The sequence below is a fragment of the Bradyrhizobium sp. GCM10028915 genome, assembly GCF_042666195.1.
In the GTDB taxonomy this organism is placed as follows: Bacteria; Pseudomonadota; Alphaproteobacteria; order Rhizobiales; family Xanthobacteraceae; genus Bradyrhizobium; species Bradyrhizobium canariense_D.
Map to the genome: position 1 here is coordinate 95,441 of NZ_JBHTFN010000044.1, position 17,285 is coordinate 112,725.

22 protein-coding genes are annotated in these 17,285 nt (G+C 63.8%); 18 read left to right on the top strand and 4 right to left on the bottom strand.

Annotation, left to right across the window (positions count from 1 at the left end):
- Positions 1 to 39: 39 nt before the first annotated feature.
- From ACFQX9_RS20480 to ACFQX9_RS20515, 8 genes are all read left to right on the top strand, one after another.
- Entirely contained in the window at positions 40 to 813 is a 774-nt protein-coding gene (locus tag ACFQX9_RS20480) for a ferredoxin--NADP reductase (protein ID WP_018459311.1), read from the top strand.
- Positions 814 to 919: 106 nt separating this feature from the next.
- Positions 920 to 1,246: a hypothetical protein gene (locus tag ACFQX9_RS20485; protein WP_377790241.1), complete on the top strand. Its 327-nt coding sequence runs from the start codon at positions 920 to 922 to the stop codon at positions 1,244 to 1,246.
- A 109-nt stretch (positions 1,247 to 1,355) separates the two neighbouring features.
- Entirely contained in the window at positions 1,356 to 2,627 is a 1,272-nt protein-coding gene (locus ACFQX9_RS20490) for a cytochrome P450 (protein WP_247398284.1), read from the top strand.
- 137 nt (positions 2,628 to 2,764) lie between these two features.
- A complete protein-coding gene (locus ACFQX9_RS20495) occupies positions 2,765 to 2,947 on the top strand; it encodes a hypothetical protein (protein WP_247398281.1) in 183 nt (60 codons plus the stop codon).
- Between the two features lie 13 nt (positions 2,948 to 2,960).
- A complete protein-coding gene (locus ACFQX9_RS20500) occupies positions 2,961 to 3,161 on the top strand; it encodes a hypothetical protein (RefSeq protein ID WP_007592432.1) in 201 nt (66 codons plus the stop codon).
- A gap of 3 nt (positions 3,162 to 3,164) precedes the next feature.
- Positions 3,165 to 3,392 (top strand): hypothetical protein, encoded by a 228-nt coding sequence (locus ACFQX9_RS20505; RefSeq protein ID WP_247398278.1) that lies wholly within the window; start codon positions 3,165 to 3,167, stop codon positions 3,390 to 3,392.
- Between the two features lie 15 nt (positions 3,393 to 3,407).
- Positions 3,408 to 3,671: a hypothetical protein gene (locus ACFQX9_RS20510; protein ID WP_018459305.1), complete on the top strand. Its 264-nt coding sequence runs from the start codon at positions 3,408 to 3,410 to the stop codon at positions 3,669 to 3,671.
- 34 nt (positions 3,672 to 3,705) lie between these two features.
- Positions 3,706 to 3,948 (top strand): hypothetical protein, encoded by a 243-nt coding sequence (locus tag ACFQX9_RS20515; RefSeq protein ID WP_026233777.1) that lies wholly within the window; start codon positions 3,706 to 3,708, stop codon positions 3,946 to 3,948.
- A gap of 38 nt (positions 3,949 to 3,986) precedes the next feature.
- Here ACFQX9_RS20515 and ACFQX9_RS20520 read toward each other — a convergent pair whose 3' ends face one another.
- Positions 3,987 to 5,237 (bottom strand): DUF763 domain-containing protein, encoded by a 1,251-nt coding sequence (locus tag ACFQX9_RS20520; protein WP_026233776.1) that lies wholly within the window; start codon positions 5,235 to 5,237, stop codon positions 3,987 to 3,989.
- A 125-nt stretch (positions 5,238 to 5,362) separates the two neighbouring features.
- Here ACFQX9_RS20520 and ACFQX9_RS20525 point away from each other — a divergent pair, with 125 nt between their 5' ends.
- Complete coding sequence (locus tag ACFQX9_RS20525) at positions 5,363 to 6,511, top strand: mechanosensitive ion channel family protein (protein WP_018459302.1); 1,149 nt, start codon at positions 5,363 to 5,365, stop codon at positions 6,509 to 6,511.
- An 87-nt stretch (positions 6,512 to 6,598) separates the two neighbouring features.
- Here ACFQX9_RS20525 and ACFQX9_RS20530 read toward each other — a convergent pair whose 3' ends face one another.
- Positions 6,599 to 7,576, bottom strand: a complete 978-nt coding sequence (locus ACFQX9_RS20530; RefSeq protein WP_247297598.1) for a tripartite tricarboxylate transporter substrate binding protein — start codon at positions 7,574 to 7,576, stop codon at positions 6,599 to 6,601.
- A gap of 105 nt (positions 7,577 to 7,681) precedes the next feature.
- Between ACFQX9_RS20530 and ACFQX9_RS20535 the strand changes: the two genes are divergently transcribed.
- From ACFQX9_RS20535 to ACFQX9_RS20565, 7 genes are read left to right on the top strand one after another with little or no spacing between them, the layout of a single operon-like run.
- A complete protein-coding gene (locus ACFQX9_RS20535) occupies positions 7,682 to 8,389 on the top strand; it encodes a TetR/AcrR family transcriptional regulator (protein ID WP_085385611.1) in 708 nt (235 codons plus the stop codon).
- A 29-nt stretch (positions 8,390 to 8,418) separates the two neighbouring features.
- Positions 8,419 to 9,303: an amidohydrolase family protein gene (locus ACFQX9_RS20540; protein WP_377791042.1), complete on the top strand. Its 885-nt coding sequence runs from the start codon at positions 8,419 to 8,421 to the stop codon at positions 9,301 to 9,303.
- Complete coding sequence (dctA, locus tag ACFQX9_RS20545; RefSeq protein ID WP_377790247.1) at positions 9,300 to 10,601, top strand: C4-dicarboxylate transporter DctA; 1,302 nt, start codon at positions 9,300 to 9,302, stop codon at positions 10,599 to 10,601. The genes ACFQX9_RS20540 and dctA overlap by 4 nt, the downstream gene beginning before the upstream one ends.
- Positions 10,602 to 10,640: 39 nt before the next feature.
- Entirely contained in the window at positions 10,641 to 11,354 is a 714-nt protein-coding gene (locus tag ACFQX9_RS20550) for a PIG-L deacetylase family protein (protein ID WP_018459297.1), read from the top strand.
- Positions 11,351 to 12,034: a 4-carboxy-4-hydroxy-2-oxoadipate aldolase/oxaloacetate decarboxylase gene (locus tag ACFQX9_RS20555; RefSeq protein ID WP_085352765.1), complete on the top strand. Its 684-nt coding sequence runs from the start codon at positions 11,351 to 11,353 to the stop codon at positions 12,032 to 12,034. Before ACFQX9_RS20550 ends, ACFQX9_RS20555 begins: the two co-directional genes overlap by 4 nt.
- 21 nt (positions 12,035 to 12,055) lie before the next feature.
- Positions 12,056 to 12,925: an ABC transporter substrate-binding protein gene (locus ACFQX9_RS20560; protein WP_018459295.1), complete on the top strand. Its 870-nt coding sequence runs from the start codon at positions 12,056 to 12,058 to the stop codon at positions 12,923 to 12,925.
- On the top strand, positions 12,925 to 13,848 hold the full coding sequence (locus ACFQX9_RS20565) for an NAD(P)-dependent oxidoreductase (RefSeq protein ID WP_085352766.1): 924 nt from the start codon (positions 12,925 to 12,927) through the stop codon (positions 13,846 to 13,848). The genes ACFQX9_RS20560 and ACFQX9_RS20565 overlap by 1 nt, the downstream gene beginning before the upstream one ends.
- Before the next feature lie 12 nt (positions 13,849 to 13,860).
- Here ACFQX9_RS20565 and ACFQX9_RS20570 read toward each other — a convergent pair whose 3' ends face one another.
- Together ACFQX9_RS20570 and ACFQX9_RS20575 are read right to left on the bottom strand one after the other, a co-directional pair.
- The gene (locus ACFQX9_RS20570) at positions 13,861 to 14,172 is read right to left on the bottom strand and encodes a hypothetical protein (RefSeq protein ID WP_377790250.1); all 312 of its coding nucleotides are present in this window, start codon (positions 14,170 to 14,172) and stop codon (positions 13,861 to 13,863) included.
- A 213-nt stretch (positions 14,173 to 14,385) separates the two neighbouring features.
- A complete protein-coding gene (locus ACFQX9_RS20575; protein WP_377790252.1) occupies positions 14,386 to 15,627 on the bottom strand; it encodes an amidohydrolase family protein in 1,242 nt (413 codons plus the stop codon).
- Between the two features lie 143 nt (positions 15,628 to 15,770).
- Here ACFQX9_RS20575 and ACFQX9_RS20580 point away from each other — a divergent pair, with 143 nt between their 5' ends.
- Together ACFQX9_RS20580 and ACFQX9_RS20585 are read left to right on the top strand one after the other, a co-directional pair.
- Complete coding sequence (locus ACFQX9_RS20580; protein WP_018459291.1) at positions 15,771 to 16,190, top strand: nuclear transport factor 2 family protein; 420 nt, start codon at positions 15,771 to 15,773, stop codon at positions 16,188 to 16,190.
- Between the two features lie 179 nt (positions 16,191 to 16,369).
- Entirely contained in the window at positions 16,370 to 17,278 is a 909-nt protein-coding gene (locus tag ACFQX9_RS20585; protein ID WP_085352769.1) for an amino acid ABC transporter substrate-binding protein, read from the top strand.
- Positions 17,279 to 17,285: the final 7 nt, after the last annotated feature.

Below are 17,285 nucleotides of genomic sequence, written 5' to 3' on the forward strand. Positions count from 1 at the left end.
CGCCTTGAAAACCGCCACGACGCGCCACGGAAGGGTGAGATGAGCAATTTCAATCAGGAAGCCGTTTTGAGCGTCCACCACTGGACCGACACGCTGTTCTCCTTCAAGACCACCCGCAGCCCGACCTTCCGCTTCCGCAACGGCGAATTCACCATGATCGGGCTCAAGGTCGGCGAGAAGCCGCTGCTGCGGGCCTACAGCGTCGCCAGCGCCAATTACGAGGACACGCTGGAGTTCTTCTCGATCAAGGTCGCGGACGGCCCGCTCACCTCACGGCTCCAGCATCTAAAGGAAGGCGACGAGATCATCGTCAGCCGCAAGGCCACCGGCACGCTGGTGATCGACAATCTGGAAGACGGCCGCAACCTCTACCTCATCGGCACCGGTACGGGCCTTGCGCCGTTCCTGAGCGTGATCAAGGACCCCGAAACCTACGAGCGGTTCGAGAAGGTCGTGCTGCTGCACGGTTGCCGACACGTGAAGGAGCTCGCCTATGGCGAGATGATCACCGAGACGCTGCCCAAGGACGAGCTGATCGGCGAGTACATCCGCAACCAGCTGATCTACTATCCGACCGTGACGCGCGATCCCTTCCGCAATCGCGGGCGCATCACCGATCTCATCACCTCGGGCAAGCTGTTTTCCGACATCGGCCTGCCGGCACTGGAAGCCGCCCACGATCGCGTCATGATCTGCGGCAGCCCGGCGCTGGTGGCGGATACCCGCGTGCTCCTCGGCGAGCGGGGTCTTGTCGAGGGCAATCACGGCGAGCCGGCCCAATTCGTGGTCGAAAAGGCCTTCGCCGAGCGCTGAGCCCGGAACCCCCGCGCAAGAAGACCGTATTTTCGCCGCCGCGCGCCCGTTGCGGCGTCGATTCGGCACGCGATACACTGTGGGAACGAATCAGCGGAGTTCCCACATGGTTGCGGACAGCGACAGCAATATCGCCTGGCACCGGGTTCAGTTGAAGAAGAACCGCGCCGAGTTGAAGGCGCTCGAAACCGCGCGCTTCACGATGGGCGAGATCGCGTCTTCGAAGCGGAACGGCCAGACCCAGAAGGCGCTCGGGGAACTCAGGCGCAAGATCGTGCAATCCGAGCGCGTGATCGCCGATCACGACAAGCGCACGCGCCGTCCGCTCACCACCGACCTGCGAAGCCTCAGCAACGGCAGCTGGAGCAATTGGGACGCCTACACCAACCAGCAGCAGCGCAAGATCGGCCCGCGTTCGCCGGGGCGGGGGTAGACTCGACTCTCACGCCTGCACCGAAGCCGAAGCGGAGGTTCCGTATCCCTTGCGCGGGCGGCGTCGTGCACCATCTTGGTGAGACCCCGTCAACCGCTTCGGTGATCACATGGCACCACGCCTCGATTTCACCAGCGAGGCCTTCTTTCGCGATCCGCCCAAGGCGATCGCAACGTTGCGCATGTCCGGTCCTGTGGTCGCGGCGCGATTTCCTCTCGTCGGCGATGTTTGGATCACCACGACCCATGAGGCCACCGCGCAGGTCCTGAAGGACGGCACCGATTTCACGCTGCGCAAGGAGGATGGGGACGTCGCGGGTTTGCGCTGGTGGATGCCGAACTACGTCAGAACCATCGCCAACAACATGCTGACAATGGACGAGCCTGACCACACAAGGCTGCGCAGCATTGTTGACGAGGCCTTCCGCCGCCGCGCGATCGTCGCGATGGAGCCGCGCATCCGCGCCATCGCGGACGGTCTCGCCGACGAGCTGTTCCTAGCAGGAAGCCCGGCCGATCTCGTCCAGCGCTATGCGCGCATCCTGCCGCTCGCGGTGATCTCCGAGCTGCTCGGATTGCCGTTGGCCGATCGCCCCCGCTTCGTCGCCTGGGCCAATACGATGTCCTCACTTACGAACGTCGCCAGCTTCTTCCGCATGCTGTTCGCGTTCCGCAAGATGCGAGCCTACCTCGAACGGCAGCTGCAGATTGCCCGCGTGCGGGGCGGCGAAGGCCTGATCGCGGAGCTGGTTCAGGTCGAGCGCGAGGGCGGCCAGATCACGCCGGGCGAAATGGTGTCGATGGTGTTCCTACTGCTCGCGGCCGGCTCCGAGACCACCACGCATCTCATCAGCGGTTCTGTCTACGAGCTCCTCAGAAATCCCGGCGTCCGCGACTGGCTGGCACAGGACTGGAGCCGCGTCGGGCTTGCGGTGGAGGAATTCCTGCGCTTCGTGTCGCCGGTGCAGTTCTCCAAGCCCCGCTATGTGAGGCGGGATATCGAGCTCGCGGGCGTGCGTCTCAAGAAGGGCGATCGCGTCATGGTGATGCTCGCCGCCGCGAACATGGACCCGGCGATGCATGAGCGCCCCGAGAGCCTCGATCCCGCGCGCAAGCCGAACCGTCACATGTCCTTCGGAACGGGCATCCATTTCTGCCTCGGCCATCAACTCGCGCGCATCGAGGCAGCGTGTGCCCTGGAAGCGTTGTTTGTGCGATGGCCGCGGCTTGGCTTTGCTGTGGACGTGTCTCAGATCCACTGGCGCAAGCGACCGGGCATGCGAGCGATCGCGAACCTCCCTGTCGTGCCCGACGGCCACGCAGCACAGGCGACAGCATCAGCTGGATCGATGTTGATTCGTTCCCAGCCAGTGGCCTGCTGAGACTTACACCTTGCGGAAAATTTCTCTGCACTCGTCGGTAGGAACGGCATGCCGTTGCTCTAGTTGTTTTTGCGACATCGAAAGCCGCGACGAGTTCCTCCGGTCGATGTCGCAGATCAACAACAGGAGACAGCATCATGACCGGCAAGATGCCACCTGTTCCCACCGAGAATCAAAGTCCGAAGGGAACCGGCGACAGCAAGCAAGTGTCCTCGACTGCCCCGCGCGGCCAGCAACGTGCGCAAAATCCGGACCAGCAAGGGCAGCAGGGCAACATCAAGCAGAACACCACCAACCAAGGCTATCAGCAAGATCGCTGAGGAGCGGACCCTCATGTCGACATCCACCAAGACACCGAACAGCATCCGTCAGGGCGGACCAGGCGCATCGCATGAGAATGCGAAGGCACCGCTCGAAGTGAAGAAGCCACCGGCGGACGACCCGCAGCGCAACCACAGCCGCGTCTCCGGCGGAGGTGGCGAGCACGATTCACACCACAGGCATGACGAGGCCGGAAAAGGCGGAGGCAGGTGAGGCATGACCAACAAGCAACCCAAACTCTACGCACCGACGGAAAAGGATCTGCAAAATAACCCCATGATCGGCGGATCGAAGGGCGCAACGATGGCCGGTATCTCGCCTGAGGACCTCGAGGACGCCTTGGGCGAGAACACGATCGAAGGCGACGTCGAGAACGACGTGAACGCCGCTGGCGGCATCGACAAGGACATCGCACGCAGTGGCACGCACCGAAGAGGCCGATAGCTCCGGAGGACGAGCATGCAAGGCAAGAAGACCCACGAGCAACAGGTTCGCATCCTCGAGCGCAAGCCGGATGTTCCAGACGCGCGAGAGCTTGAGCGCGCCCTCGGCCACAATCCGGAGAATACGGCCGTTCACCGGGCGCGACCTGAGGCGCGACAGAGTGAATTCCCGGTGAGCCGAGGCGGCCTCAACCAGGAAAGCGATCACAACAAGCACAATGATTCCGGCCAAAGCGGACACAAGCCGCCGAAACCGACGCCGGCACAGCAGAAGCATTGAGCTGCACGGGCGATCAAAGCAAGAGGAGAAAAAGATGCCAGGTGGTCGTGGCAGCAAGACGCATTTCAGATCGGGCATGCACGGCAAGGGCGACGGCAGCGGCGCCATGACGGACGTGCCCAAGGAGAAGATCGGCGACAACATGGTGCTGTCAAACCGCGACAAGGCGCAGCACTCGGACATTCGCGGCATGGACGGCAAGGCGATCCAGACCGAACAATATCAGGACCACTCGGCCAACCGGCTCGACGAGGAGCCGGGCACCGACGAGACCTGAGAGCGCCGTTCCTTCCCGCTGAACTCGCGGACCGGCTTTCAGCCGGTCTGCTTTTTTGTCGACCCGAGATCACGCTCCCAGCCGAACACGGAACGGCCGTCGAGATCGGGCGAGGCCGCACGCTCTCCGGCGATATAGGATTCGACGGATGGCCCATGCGCGGTGCGCTCCAGCCGCCGCGCCTGGTCGTCGAGGCGCTTGATGGCTTGCATCTCTTCCTCGCGCCCGAGCTTTGCGTTCTGAATCGCCCCCTTCAGCACGCGAATGGTTTCGTCATAGACCTTGAGTGGAACAGGGTAGGGATGCCGGTCCTTGCCGCCGTGGGCAAGCGAGAAGCGCGCGGGATCGTTGAAGCGGTAGGGCGCGCCGTGCACGACTTCGGCGACCATCGCCAGCGAACGAACGGTGCGAGCGCCAACGCCGGGAGTCAGCAGCAGCTCCGGAAAGTCGACCGGGCCGCGCTCGGCCGCAGCAGCGAGTGTGCCGTGCAGGCGGCGCGCAAACACGTCCTTCGGCCGCACGTCGTGATGCCCGGGCATGATCAGGTGCGGCAGCGTCGCCTGTGCGGGCGCGGGCGCAGTTCCGGTGAGCCGCTCGAATTCGGAAAGGATACGATCCGGGCCGAGATCGCTCAGAAGCTCGAGCTGCGCGGTGCGCGAGATCTCGGCGCGATGGTCGGTGAGGTTGACGATCTCGCCTTGCCGCGGCCCGTCGATCGCGCTGTGCGGTGCGTCGACAAAACTCTTCAGCGCCTCGGAATGCCAGTGATAGCGGCGGGCCTGCCGCTTGTCGCCGTTCATGCCTTGCTGCACCACGGTCCATTTGGCGTCGGCGGTGACGAAGAAGCCGTGCAGGTAAAGGTCAAAGCCGTCCTGGACCGCGGCGCTGTCAACCTTCGCCACGAGGCGACTCGCACGCGTGAGCTTTGCGCCGTCGAAGCCGATTCGGTCGCCGAGCTGCATCAGCTCGTCCGGGGTCTTGCGCGAGTGCTGGCCACGCCCGCCGCAGACGTAGATTCCGAGCTCGTCCTGGAGCGGTCCCAGCCCGCGCTTCAGCGCGCCAATCACCGACGTCGTGATGCCGGAGGAGTGCCAATCCATCCCCATGACGGCGCCGAACGACTGGAACCAGAACGGGTGCGAGAGCCGCTGGAGGAATGCATCGCGTCCGTAGTGATGCACGATCGCCTGTGTGACGATCGCGCCGAGCGACGACATGCGGGTCGCCAGCCAGGGTGGAACCCGGCCGGTGTGAAGGGGAAGATCGGCGCTGCCGGTCCGTCGAGTCATGATTGACCACAAATAGCGCAGTTCGGCGATGATTGCACCAGAGGGATGCTGCATTGCACCGAGCGGGGGAGCGAACGACGCTGCAACGCGTTGAACGCAAGCGCGGATGCAATGCGGGGACATTAATGGATTGGCAGACCCTTTTGGCCGACATCGACAGGATGTTCGGGTGGATCCCGTCGTGGTTCGTCGGCCTCACTCTAGTCTTGGGCGCGATCCTGATCGCCCTGTCGATCTATCGCCTTTCGGTTTGGCTGTTCAACCGCGCCTTCGGAACCCGCCTCCCGCTCGTGAGCGTGTTCATCGCCCGCACCGCGGGCCCAACTCAGCTGGCCCTCAGTCTTGCCGCCGTAGCGTTGGTGCTGCCGCTCGCGCCGCTGGACGACGCCTTCCGCACGCCGCTGACGCGCCTGTTCGTCGTCGCCTTCATTGCGCTGATCGGCTGGATCTCGATCCGGATCGTGGATATGAGCGCGGCACGGTATCTCCAGAACTTTCGCGACGTCACCGAGAATTTTGTCGCGCGCAAGCACGTCACCCAGGTCCGCGTCTTCAAGCGCGTCACCGATATCATCATCGTCATCATCACGGTGTCGACCGCGCTGATGACATTCGACTCGGTCAGGCAATACGGCGTCAGCCTGTTCGCCTCCGCCGGTGCCGCCGGTATCATCGTTGGTCTTGCCGCCCGGCCGCTGCTGAGCAATCTGATCGCGGGCATGCAGATCGCAATCACCCAGCCGATCCGCATCGAGGATGCCGTCATCATCGAGAACGAGTGGGGCTGGGTCGAGGACATCGCCGCGACCTATGTGGTGATCCGGCTGTGGGACTGGCGCCGCATGGTGGTGCCGCTGTCTTATTTCATCGAAAAGCCATTCCAGAACTGGACCCGCGACACTGCGTCCCTGATCGGCGTGATTGCGTTTCATGTCGATTATCGTGCCGACGTGCCGCGGATCCGGCGCTGGCTGGAAGAAGCAGTGAAGGAGTCCAAGCTCTGGGACGGCGAGGTGGTCAATCTCCAGGTCGTTGACGCGGATGCTCGCACCATCGAGCTCCGCGCCCTCGTCAGCGCCAGGAACGCGCCGCAGTCCTGGGACCTGCGCTGCGAGATGAGGGAGAAGCTCATCGCCTTCATCCGGGACGAGATGCCGGAAGCGCTGCCGCGCGAGCGCGCGATCCTGATCCCGTCGGGAGGAGGCGACGATGACGCCGATTTCGTGCGGCGTCCCGCGCCGCCGGAGAAGATGCGGGCGAGCGCACGCAATTGACCTACTTGCGCGTCGGCCTTCGTGGCGCCGCGCAAGCCTGCCTGGCGCTGGATCGTGTCCAGCGCGCTGGTCCTCATGCGAAGCACCTCACTGCGCGCGGATGTCGGCGGCCTTCAGCACCGGCTCCCATTTGGTCGCCTCGGCATGCATGTAGGCGCCGAAATCCCTCGACGATGAGCCGACCGGGGCCGCGCCGATCTTGCCGAGCGTCGACAGTACGTTCGGGTCCTGCAACGCCGCCTTCAGATCGGTTTCGAGCTTCGCCACGATATCCGGCGGCATTTTTGCCGGGCCAAGAACGCCCCACCAGACGGAGACGTCGTAACCCGGCACACTCGACTCCGCGACGGTCGGAACATTGGGCAGCGCCTTGGAGCGTTCGGCCGAGGTCACCGCGAGCGCGCGCACCGCGCCGCCTTCGATCTGGCTGATGGCCTCCGCAAGCGGATTGATGCTGAGCGGGATGTCGCCGGCGATCACGGCAGTCAGCGCGGGGGCGCCGCCCTTGTAGGGGATCGCGACGATCTTGGTGCCGGACATGTATTTCAGCAGCTCACCGGCAAGGTGCGCCGAGGTGCCGTTGCCGGACATGCCGTAGGAGAGCTTATCCGGCTCCTTCTTCGCCGCGATGAGGAGATCACTGAGCGTCTTATAGGGGCTGTCCTTGGCCACGACGATCGCGAGCGGGGAGGAGGCGACTTCGCTGATCGCGGTGAAATCCTTGAACGTGTCATAGGGCACGCTCGGATAGATGAACTGGTTGAGTGGATGGCCGCTCGCGACGAGGATCAGCGTGTAGCCGTCGGGCGCGGCCTGCGTCAGCGCTTGGGACGCGACGATTCCGCCGGCGCCGGGACGATTGTCGATCACCGGCTGCTGGCCCCAAGTCCCGGCCAGCGCCTGAGCCAAGGTGCGCGCGAGCACGTCGACGGCGCCGCCGGCCGCATAAGGCACCAGGATGTGGACCGGCTTGCTCGGATATTTGTCGGCCTGTGCGGCGGTCCCCGCGAGCAGCAGACCGGCGCCCACCATCAGACCGCTGATGGTCTTGTTGAAACCCAGCATTTCCCAGCACTCCTTTGCACCCAGCGGCGGTCTCTCGGCCTTTCCGGGTGTCATCCATGGTTTTTGTTGACGAGACCTGATCTTTTGTACGATAGTACAAATCACATGATCCGCAACCCCGCCAGCAAGGAAACGGCCCGCAAGCCGAACATGCGCGAGGCGATCCTCGCCGCGGCCGAGGAGCTGTTCGCCACCAACGGCTTCAACGCCGTGTCGGTGCGCGATATCGCACAGGCCGCCGGCGCCAATCCCGGCAGCGTCACCTATCATTTCAAGACCAAGGACGGCCTGCTGCTGGAGATCTACCGGCGCCATTGCGGGCCAATGAATTTGCGCCGTTCCGAGCTGCTCGCGGCCGCCAAGCGCGTGCGCGATCTCCAGGACCGGCTCGAAGCGGTGGTGCGGGCCTATGTCGTGCCGGCCTTCACCTCGGGCAGTGATCTTGCCGGGGGCGGGGCGCGGTTCACGCGGCTGCGCGCGGTGATGTCCGCGGAGGGCAATGAAGTCGCGCGAAAGATCATCGCACAGACTTTTGACGACACCAGCCACGCCTTCATCGATGCTGTTCACGAAAGCCTGCCCCACGTTCCGCGCACCGATATCGTCTGGCGCAGCCACTTCCTGCTTGGCGCACTCTATTATTCGCTGGTGACGCCGGATCGCGTCTCGCGCCTGTCGCGCGGCGAGGCCGACGGCAGCGATGCCGCAAGTGCCATCGAGCAATTGGTGCAAGCCACCGTGGCCGCGTTCCAGGCGCCGGCGCTGGATCAGGCGCCAGCACGGCGACGGCCGGTCGTCAGCAGCAAGACTTGAAGACACGATCTGGTTCGGCGGTTTATCCGATGGCAATGATGTACACGCCGACCATTCCGCCGCCCAACCCGAACACGCGCACGCCGAAGTTCAGACTGCCGAACCTGTCTTGCGATGCGCATTGCCACATCTTCGGGCCCGGCGCGAAATACCCTTACGCGCCGGAGCGTTCCTACACGCCGCCGGATGCGCCGCTCGAGGATTTCCGCGCGCTGCATGCCAAGCTCGGCGTTGGACGTGCCGTCATCGTCAATGCGAGTGTGCATGGCACCGACAACACGGTGGCGCTTGACGCCATCGCGCAGAGCAACGGGGCCTATCGCGCGGTTGCCAATATCGACGACACCATCACCGAGCGCGAGCTTCGCGTGCTGCATGAGGGCGGCTTCCGCGGCTGCCGCTTCAATTTCGTCCGCCATCTCGGCGGGGTCCCGGACAAGCAGGTGTTCGACCGCATCGTCGCGCTGGTCGCACCGCTCGGCTGGCATATTGATCTGCATTTCGATGCGATCGACCTGCCTGAACATGCCGACACGCTGATAAGGCTGCCGCTGAGCTACACCATCGACCATATGGGACGGGTGAAGGCGTCCGAAGGGCTCGACCAGCTGCCGTTCAAGATCCTGGTCGAGCTGATGCAGCGCGACGAGAAATGCTGGGTCAAGATCTGCGGCTCGGAGCGGGTGTCATCGGCCGGTCCGCCGTTCACCGACGCCGTGCCGTTCGCGCGAAAAATTGTCGAGACGGCGCCCGACCGCGTCATCTGGGGCACCGATTGGCCGCATCCCAATGTCAAGGCGATGCCGAACGACGGCGATCTCGTCGACCTAATCCCGCTGTTCGCGCCGGAGCCGGAGTATCAGCAGAAGATCCTCGTCGATAATCCAGCGCGGCTGTTCGAGTTCGGCCAATGACGGCGCTAGCGATCGACAAGCCGCGCGGCCGCGCCTGGTGGAAGGAGCTCTGGATCCAGGTGCTCATCGCCATGGCGGCCGGAATCGCGCTTGGGATCGTCAATCCCGAGGGGGGCGCCAGGATGCAGCCGCTTGGCGACGCCTTCATCAAGGCGATCCGGATGCTGATCGCGCCGATCATCTTCTGCACGGTCGTCCATGGCATCGCGCATATGGCCGATATGGCCCGTGTCGGGCGCGTCGCCGTCAAGGCGATCGTCTATTTCGAGATCATGACCACGATCGCGCTGATCATCGGTCTCATTGCGGTGAACTTGCTCAAGCCCGGCGTCGGCATGAACATCGATCCCGCCAGCATCAATGCCAGCGCGATCGAGCCCTATGTCAAGCAGTCGGGCGTGATCGGCTTTGTGCCGTTCCTGATAAACATTGTGCCCGCGACGTTCGTCGGCGCCTTTGCCGAGGGCAACATCCTCCAGGTGCTCTTCATCGCCGTACTGTGCGGATTTGCGCTGGTGCAGCTCGGCGAGCGCGCCGCGCCGCTGGTCCATCTCATCGACATCGCCGCCAAGATGGTATTCACCATCGTCGGATTCGTGATGTGGGCTGCGCCGATCGGCGCCTTCGGCGCCATCGCCTTCACGGTCGGCAAGTTCGGCGTCGACTCGCTGGCCTCGCTGGGCAAGCTCCTCGGCGGCTTTTATCTCACCTGCGTGATCTTCATCATCGTGGCGCTCGGCCCGGTCGCGCGTCTGTGTGGCTTCTCGCTGCTCAAGCTGATCCGCTACATCTGGGAAGAGCTCTTGATCTGCATCGCCACGACATCGTCCGAGACGGTGCTGCCGCGGATGCTAACCAAGCTGGAGCAGGCCGGCTGCGAGCGCAGCGTCGTTGGGCTGGTGATCCCGACCGGCTATTCCTTCAATCTCGACGGCACCTGCCTCTACCTTGCCGCCGCCTCGGTGTTCCTGGCACAGGCGACCAACACGCCGTTTGGGCTCGCCGAGCAGATCGAGCTGCTTCTGATCCTGCTCGTGACCTCCAAGGGCGCGGCGGGAATCGCGGGCGCCGCCTTCGTCGTGCTGGCGGCAACGTTGTCCGCCACCGGCAGCATTCCGGTGACGAGCGTGGCGCTCGTGCTCGGCATCCACCGCCTGATGTCGCAGGGGCTGACGCCAACTAATCTGATCGGGAACGCGGTCGCGACGATCGCGATTGCCAAATGGGAAGGCGCACTCGATGCCGACCGCCTGAGGCGCGTGCTCGACGGCGAGGAATCCGCTGTCGCGACTCGATGAACCGATGACGTTGACGAACGATAGAGGGGAGTTTGTCCCATGAAAACAGGTCTCGTGATCACGGCCCATCCGGGCGATTTCGTCTGGCGCGCCGGCGGCGCCATCGCGCTGCATGCGAAGAAGGGCTACCGCATGAAGATCGTCTGCTTGTCTTTCGGCGAGCGCGGCGAGAGCCAGTTCGCCTGGAAGGAGAAGGGTGCGACGCTGGAATCGGTCAAGGCCGGCCGCAAGGACGAGGCGGAGCGGGCGGCCAAGCTGCTCGGCGCCGAGATCGAGTTCTTCGATTGCGGCGACTATCCGCTGAAGCTCGCCGAGGCCCATTTCGACCGCATGGTCGACATCTACCGCGAGCTCAATCCGCGCTTCGTGCTGACGCACGCGCTGGAGGATCCCTATAATTTCGACCATCCGAACGCGGCGCATTTCGCGCAGGAAACCCGCGTGGTCGCGCAGGCGATGGGCCACAAGCCCGGCGCGCAGTACAAATATTCGGCCCCGCCGGTGTTTTTGTTCGAGCCGCACCAGCCGGAGCAATGCAACTACAAGCCGGACCTGCTCCTCAAGATCGACGAGGTCTGGAAGGAGAAGTACGAGGCGTTCCAGATCCTCGCCGCGCAGAAGCACCTGTGGGGATATTACGAGCGCGTCGCGCTCAACCGCGGCATCCAGGGCAGCCGCAACACCGGCGTGTCCATGACCTATGGCGAGGCCTATCAGCGGCTGTTTCCGACGGTTGCGGAGGAGCTGGCATGAAGCCGGTCGTCGTTCGCAACATCAAGCGTGCCGATCCCGCTGGGATGGCGGAGTACGGCGTCTCGACCGTGCACGAGGCCTATGATCGGCTCGGACTGATGAAGCCGTATCTGCGGCCGGTCTGGGCCGGCGCGGCGATCGCCGGCCCCGCCGTCACCGTGCTGGCGCAGCCCGGCGACAACTGGATGATTCATGTCGCGGTCGAGCAGTGCACGAAGGGCGACATCCTCGTCGTGGGCTGCACCACCGACAACACCGACGGCATGTTCGGCGAGCTGCTCGCAACCTCGCTGCAGGCGCGCGGCGTGCAGGGATTGATCATCGATGCCGGCTGCCGCGACATCAGGGCACTGCACGAGATGAACTTTCCGGTGTGGTCGCGCGCGGTCTCGGCCAAGGGCACGGTGAAGGCGACGCTCGGCTCGGTCAATGTCCCCGTGGTCTGCGCCGGCGTCAACGTCGATCCCGGCGACATCATCGTGGCCGATGACGACGGCGTCGTGGCGGTGCCGAAGCGCTACGCGGCCGAGGTCGCCGAGAAGGCGAGGAAGCGCAACGCGGACGAAGGCGGCAAACGCAAGCGGCTGGCTTCGGGCGAGCTGGGCCTCGACATGTACAGCATGCGCGAGGCCTTGGCGAAGGCCGGGCTCGTCTATGTCGACAATCCCGAGGACGTCTAAAACAATCAGCGGAGTGGGCCGATGGATCGTCTCAAGCTGAAGGCCGTGCTCGGCAGTCACCCCCATGTCCAGGCGGTGAAGAGCGGCGAGCTCCGCTCCAACCGCTTCGACCTCGACTTCATCGAATACACGCCGACCAACACTGCGTTCAAACCGATGGTGCGCGAGCAAGCGTTCGACGTCTGCGAGATGGCGATCGTCACCTATCTGATGGCAAAGGCGCAAGGCAAGCCCTTGGTGCTGCTGCCTGCCACAATGCTCGGCCGCTTCCAGCATTCCTACGCGCTCTATAGTCCTGCGCAGGGAACCCTCGGGCCGTCCGATCTCGAAGGCAAGCGCGTCGGCATCCGTTCGTTCACGACTACGACCGGCGCCTGGATCAGGGGCATCCTCGCCAACGACTACGGCGTCAACCTCGACAAGATCCGCTGGGTCACGTTCGAAGACCCGCATGTCGCCGAATATGTCGACACCACCGAGCGCGCGCCGAAGCACAAGAAGATACTTCAGATGCTGCTCGACGGCGAGCTCGACGTCGTCCTTGGTGAGGCCTCGAACGATCCCAAGCTGAGGCCGCTGTTCCCCGATCCGGCCGCGGAAGCCGCCATATGGTACGCGCGCCGCGGCGTCGTGCCGGTCAACCATCTCGTGGTCGTGACCGAGCAGCTAGCGAAATCGCGTCCTGACGTAGTTTCGGGCATTTATGATCTCCTCAAGCAAAATAAGGCGCAGGCGGGGCCTGCGGCAACGCCGGACCTGGTTCCGTTCGGAATCGAAGCGAACAGAAGGTCGCTGGAGTTGATCGTCGACTACGCGTTCCAGCAGGCGCTGATCCCGCGCCGCTATGCGGTTGAGGACCTGTTCGACGCAACAACGCGAGGACTGAACTGATGGCGGGCGATCCCAAGCGATGGCAGGTCGGGCTGGTCGGTTATGGCGAGGTCGGCAGGATTCTGGCCGAGGATTTGCGCCAGCAGGACATCAAGGTCACAGCCTTTGACATCAAGCTCGCGGGCGAGCAGGGTGGTTCGCTGCACGAGCATGCTGAAAAAGTCGGTGTGGGGCTCGCAGCCTCGCACGCCGAGCTGACCGCCAAGTCCGATTTCATCATCTCCGCGGTCACCGCGAGCCAGGCCGTGCCGGTGGCAAAGGCCTGCGCGGCCGCGATCAATCAGGGCACCTGGTTCCTGGATTTCAATTCGGCGTCTCCCGCCGCCAAGCAGCGCGCTGCCGCGCTGATTGATGGCGCCGCCGGACGTTATGTCGAGGGCGCGGTTATGACGTCGGTGCCGCCTTATCGCATCAAGGTGCCGCTGCTGCTCGGCGGTCCCGGGGCCAGGGAGCTGGAGCCGCTTTTGAACGCGATGGGTTTTGCGGCCAAGGTTGCGAGCGACAAGCTCGGTGTTTCATCGGCGGTGAAGATGTGTCGCAGCATCATGATCAAGGGGCTGGAGGCCATGGTCATCGAAAGCTTCACCACCGCGCGCGCCCATGGCGTCGAGGATGCGGTGCTGGCTTCACTGGCGGAAACCTTTCCCACGATCGATTGGGAGAAGCAGGGTGCTTATTGCTTCCAGCGTGTGATCGAGCATGGCCGCCGCCGCGCCGAGGAAGTACGCGAGGTCGCCGAGACCGTGCGTGAAGCGGGGCTGACGCCGTGGTCCGCGCAGGGCACCGCCGAGCGGCAGGCCTGGGTGGCGGACCTCGCCGACGAGGGCCTGTTCGGAACGAAGGGTACCAAGGAGTTCGCTCGCAACGCTGACTGGCGCATCGAGGCGGACCGAATCCTGGCGAAGATCAATCGCGAGAAATAGGGCGGCTCTTGCTCAGGATTTTACGGTGCAACAGCCCGTGAGCTCGTCGCGGACGTGTTCGATCAACGCCATCAGGTCTTCGGACTTGCGGGCCAGCCGATCGTTCGCGACTTGGGTTCGGAATTCCGCGCGGATCACCCGAATGCACTTGTCGGCGGTGTCGAGCGTCAGGAGCATGCGCGTCAAGTCATCTTGGGTCCGGATGCTCACCAGATCGAGGTTTGACAGGACATGCCCGATGCCGTCGAGCCGTTTTATAGCGGCCTCGCCGGGCGTTCTCGCTCGAATGGCGTGATGGTCGATGCTGCTGAATGCGCTGAACATGTCGATGCTTCCCCGTTGAATGCAGACTTCAGTGCAGGTTCTGCTTTCAACGGCACCGCGGGACTGGCAATATGCTCAGCTATCGGCAATCAGCGCGGATCGACTATCCGGTATTCTACCGGATTCGGAACATGAGAACGATCGACGGTAACATCTAACGGAAAAAACGCGGCAATTCGCCCCGCTTCAATGCAGATATGCGTCCAGAGCGGCTCAGGAGCCGGGGCGGAACACAGTGGGCCGTTGCCGCGCAAAAGTCTGCCGGCAGCTCTTGAAGCCCATTACGACATCCGGCAGCTCGGCGACGGCGAAGCGGCTGTCTTGCGTATCGAGCACGATGAGATCGGCGGGGTTTCCGACCTTGATGCCGTAATCCCCAAGGTTCATCAGCCGCGCCGGCAGCTCGGTCACGAGATCAAGGCAGGTATCGAAGTCGTTCACCGAGGCATGCGCGACGTTGGCGTAGAAATTCGCCATTCGCAGCAGTGAGGCATCGCCGAACGGCGTGAAGGGATTGAGCACGTTGTTGGTCGCGATCGAGCACAGCACGCCGTCGGCGGCGAGCTTGTGGGCGAGCGTCAGCCCGCGTGGCGCGTTGTGGGTCGCTTCCCGCCCCATCAGGTACAGATCGGTTGCCGGCAGCACGGTGACGGCAACGCCAGCCTTGGCCAGCTGCGCGGTGGCGGCCCTCAGCCGCTCCGGTGGCAGTGCGGAGAGTTTCGTGGCGTGGCCGATTGCCACGCGCCCCCCATATTTGCGCCGCTCGGTCTGCCGGCAGACCTCGTCGAGGTGCCACCAGGAGGGATCGAGATCGAAATCGAGATGGAGATCGACGTCCAGGTCGAACGCCTCGGCGAGGTCGAAGATGCGTGCGAGATGGGCGTTCGGGTCGGTGTCCGTGTAGGGGCAGCCGCCGATCACCTCCCCACCATCGCGCAGCGCCTGGATCAGAAGGTCCTCGCTGCCGGGATCGTTGGTGAGGCCTTCCTGCGGAAAGACACAGAGCGACAGGTCGATCGCCCAGGCATAGTCACGCTTCAGCGCCTTCACCGCCTCGAAGCCGCGCAATCCGATGCGGGGATCGATCTCGACGTGGGTTCGCATGCGCGTGGTGCCGTGGACGATAGCACGTTCGAGTACCCGGGCGCCGCGCGCGTAGACGTCCTCGACCGAGAAACCCTTCTTCATCTCGGAGACGGCGCGGATCGCTTCGGAGACGCTGCCGTGATCATGCCCGCAGCGGCCGAGCAGGCAGGCCTTGTCGAGATGGATGTGGCTGTCGACGAAGCCGGGCAGGGCGAGGCGTCCGCCGACATCGACTTCGGCAGCCTCGCAAGCGAGCGTCGGTTCGATGGCGGTGATCCGGCCGCGCGTGACGCCGATGTCCATCGGGTCGGCGGCACCACGCAGCAAGGCGTTGCGAAAGATAAGGTCAAAGGCGGATTGGGCGGTCATGGCTCTTGCGGAAGGAATTTAGTGCATTCGGCCGCGTTTGGCGGCTCCAGATTGTCGGCAGTGTAGCGACGGAAATGTTCAAAATATATGCACGTATTCCCCGAGAGCGGCGTTAGTATTCCGCAAGCCCTGGAGAATGAGCCATGTCCGCTGCCGCAAAAGCCGAAGCCGGTCCGTCGTCCGACGCCGAGATCGTGGAAGCCTATCTCACGGCGTCGATGATCCCCGATCCGGACGCCGCGGCTGCCTATATGGCGCCGGGCACGGTGATCACCTTTACCGGTGGGCGCGAGTTCGATCATCCGCGCGGCCCGACCGCTTTCAACGCCAAGCGCTACCGCTGGGTCAAGAAGAAGATGGACCGTTTCGACGTCTGCCCCGGCGACGGCGAGACCGTGGTCTATAGCGTCGGCACGCTCTACGGCGAATGGATGGATGGGTCCGCGTTCGAGGGCAACCGCTATGTCGACCGCTTCGTGGTGCGGAATGGCCAGATCACCAAGATGGACGTCTGGAACGACAGCGCCGAGCGGATCCTGGTCCAGCGCGGCATCGACGCGTAACAGCCATCCTGGCGCTTGAGCGCCCCGACTCCAGGGGGACAAAAGGCCGGTCCACCATATCGCAAGCCGCGATACCTGATAGATGCAAGCTCGTGTGGCGGCTGCCGCGCGCCTGCGCTATCAACGGTGCGATTGCTGCGCCCGGGCATGGGGGCGCAAGCCTCCTCGAGGAGTTCCCGATGCGTTTACCCACCGTTGTCCTGGCCCTCACATGCCTTGCAACTGCCGCCTCCGCCGAAGACCTGTCGGGTACGCTTCAGAAGGTCAAAGAGACCAAGAAGATCACGCTGGGCTACCAGGAGGCCTCGGTCCCGTTCAGCTATCTCGACGGCAACCAGAAGCCGGTCGGCTTTGCCATGGATATCTGCCTCAGGATCGTGGATGCCGTGAAGAAGCAGCTCGGTATGCCCGACATCGCCGTCGACACCCTCGCCGTGACGTCGTCGAACCGGATTCCGCTAATGGTCAACGGGACGCTCGACCTGCATTGCTCGGCGACCACCAACAATGCCGATCGCCAGAAGCAGGTCGCCTTCACCAACACGCACTTCCTCAGCGCAACGCGATTTGCGGCCAAGAAAGCCGCAAAGATCAACACCATCGACGATCTCAAGGGCAGAGCGGTGACGGCGGTGGCCGGCTCGGTCAACCTGACACAGCTCGCCAAGGTCAACACCGAGCGCAATCTGGGCATCAATGTGATGCCGGCCAAGGACCAGGCCGAAGCCTTCCTGCTGCTGGAAACCGATCGCGCCCAGGCCTACGCGCTCGACGACGTGCAGCTCGCGGTGGCGATCGCGCGCTCGAAGGAACCACAGCTCTTCATGATCAGTGAGGAGACGTTCTCGAAGCCCGAGCCTTACGGGATCATGTTGCGGCGAGAGGACGCTCCATTCAAGGCGCTCGCCGATCGCGCGACTGCGGAGCTGTACGCCAGCCAGGAGATCGAGGTCCTCTACAAGAAGTGGCTGGAATCGCCGACTCCGCCGAACGGCCTCAACTACAACGTCCCGATGTCGGGCGCCTTGCGCAACGCCTTCAAGAAGCCGAGCTCCAGCTTCGATCCCGATGTGTACGTGGTGAATTGAGTGAGGG

Excerpts from the sequence above, each read along its gene's own strand:
- ACFQX9_RS20480 (WP_018459311.1), top strand. The coding sequence starts at position 40 with ATGAGCAATTTCAATCAGGAAGCCGTTTTGAGCGTCCACCACTGGACC.
- ACFQX9_RS20485 (WP_377790241.1), top strand. The coding sequence starts at position 920 with ATGGTTGCGGACAGCGACAGCAATATCGCCTGGCACCGGGTTCAGTTG.
- ACFQX9_RS20490 (WP_247398284.1), top strand. The coding sequence starts at position 1,356 with ATGGCACCACGCCTCGATTTCACCAGCGAGGCCTTCTTTCGCGATCCG.
- ACFQX9_RS20495 (WP_247398281.1), top strand. The coding sequence starts at position 2,765 with ATGACCGGCAAGATGCCACCTGTTCCCACCGAGAATCAAAGTCCGAAG.
- ACFQX9_RS20500 (WP_007592432.1), top strand. The coding sequence starts at position 2,961 with ATGTCGACATCCACCAAGACACCGAACAGCATCCGTCAGGGCGGACCA.
- ACFQX9_RS20505 (WP_247398278.1), top strand. The coding sequence starts at position 3,165 with ATGACCAACAAGCAACCCAAACTCTACGCACCGACGGAAAAGGATCTG.
- ACFQX9_RS20510 (WP_018459305.1), top strand. The coding sequence starts at position 3,408 with ATGCAAGGCAAGAAGACCCACGAGCAACAGGTTCGCATCCTCGAGCGC.
- ACFQX9_RS20515 (WP_026233777.1), top strand. The coding sequence starts at position 3,706 with ATGCCAGGTGGTCGTGGCAGCAAGACGCATTTCAGATCGGGCATGCAC.
- ACFQX9_RS20520 (WP_026233776.1), bottom strand. The coding sequence starts at position 5,237 with ATGACTCGACGGACCGGCAGCGCCGATCTTCCCCTTCACACCGGCCGG.
- ACFQX9_RS20525 (WP_018459302.1), top strand. The coding sequence starts at position 5,363 with ATGGATTGGCAGACCCTTTTGGCCGACATCGACAGGATGTTCGGGTGG.
- ACFQX9_RS20530 (WP_247297598.1), bottom strand. The coding sequence starts at position 7,576 with ATGCTGGGTTTCAACAAGACCATCAGCGGTCTGATGGTGGGCGCCGGT.
- ACFQX9_RS20535 (WP_085385611.1), top strand. The coding sequence starts at position 7,682 with ATGATCCGCAACCCCGCCAGCAAGGAAACGGCCCGCAAGCCGAACATG.
- ACFQX9_RS20540 (WP_377791042.1), top strand. The coding sequence starts at position 8,419 with ATGGCAATGATGTACACGCCGACCATTCCGCCGCCCAACCCGAACACG.
- dctA (WP_377790247.1), top strand. The coding sequence starts at position 9,300 with ATGACGGCGCTAGCGATCGACAAGCCGCGCGGCCGCGCCTGGTGGAAG.
- ACFQX9_RS20550 (WP_018459297.1), top strand. The coding sequence starts at position 10,641 with ATGAAAACAGGTCTCGTGATCACGGCCCATCCGGGCGATTTCGTCTGG.
- ACFQX9_RS20555 (WP_085352765.1), top strand. The coding sequence starts at position 11,351 with ATGAAGCCGGTCGTCGTTCGCAACATCAAGCGTGCCGATCCCGCTGGG.
- ACFQX9_RS20560 (WP_018459295.1), top strand. The coding sequence starts at position 12,056 with ATGGATCGTCTCAAGCTGAAGGCCGTGCTCGGCAGTCACCCCCATGTC.
- ACFQX9_RS20565 (WP_085352766.1), top strand. The coding sequence starts at position 12,925 with ATGGCGGGCGATCCCAAGCGATGGCAGGTCGGGCTGGTCGGTTATGGC.
- ACFQX9_RS20570 (WP_377790250.1), bottom strand. The coding sequence starts at position 14,172 with ATGTTCAGCGCATTCAGCAGCATCGACCATCACGCCATTCGAGCGAGA.
- ACFQX9_RS20575 (WP_377790252.1), bottom strand. The coding sequence starts at position 15,627 with ATGACCGCCCAATCCGCCTTTGACCTTATCTTTCGCAACGCCTTGCTG.
- ACFQX9_RS20580 (WP_018459291.1), top strand. The coding sequence starts at position 15,771 with ATGTCCGCTGCCGCAAAAGCCGAAGCCGGTCCGTCGTCCGACGCCGAG.
- ACFQX9_RS20585 (WP_085352769.1), top strand. The coding sequence starts at position 16,370 with ATGCGTTTACCCACCGTTGTCCTGGCCCTCACATGCCTTGCAACTGCC.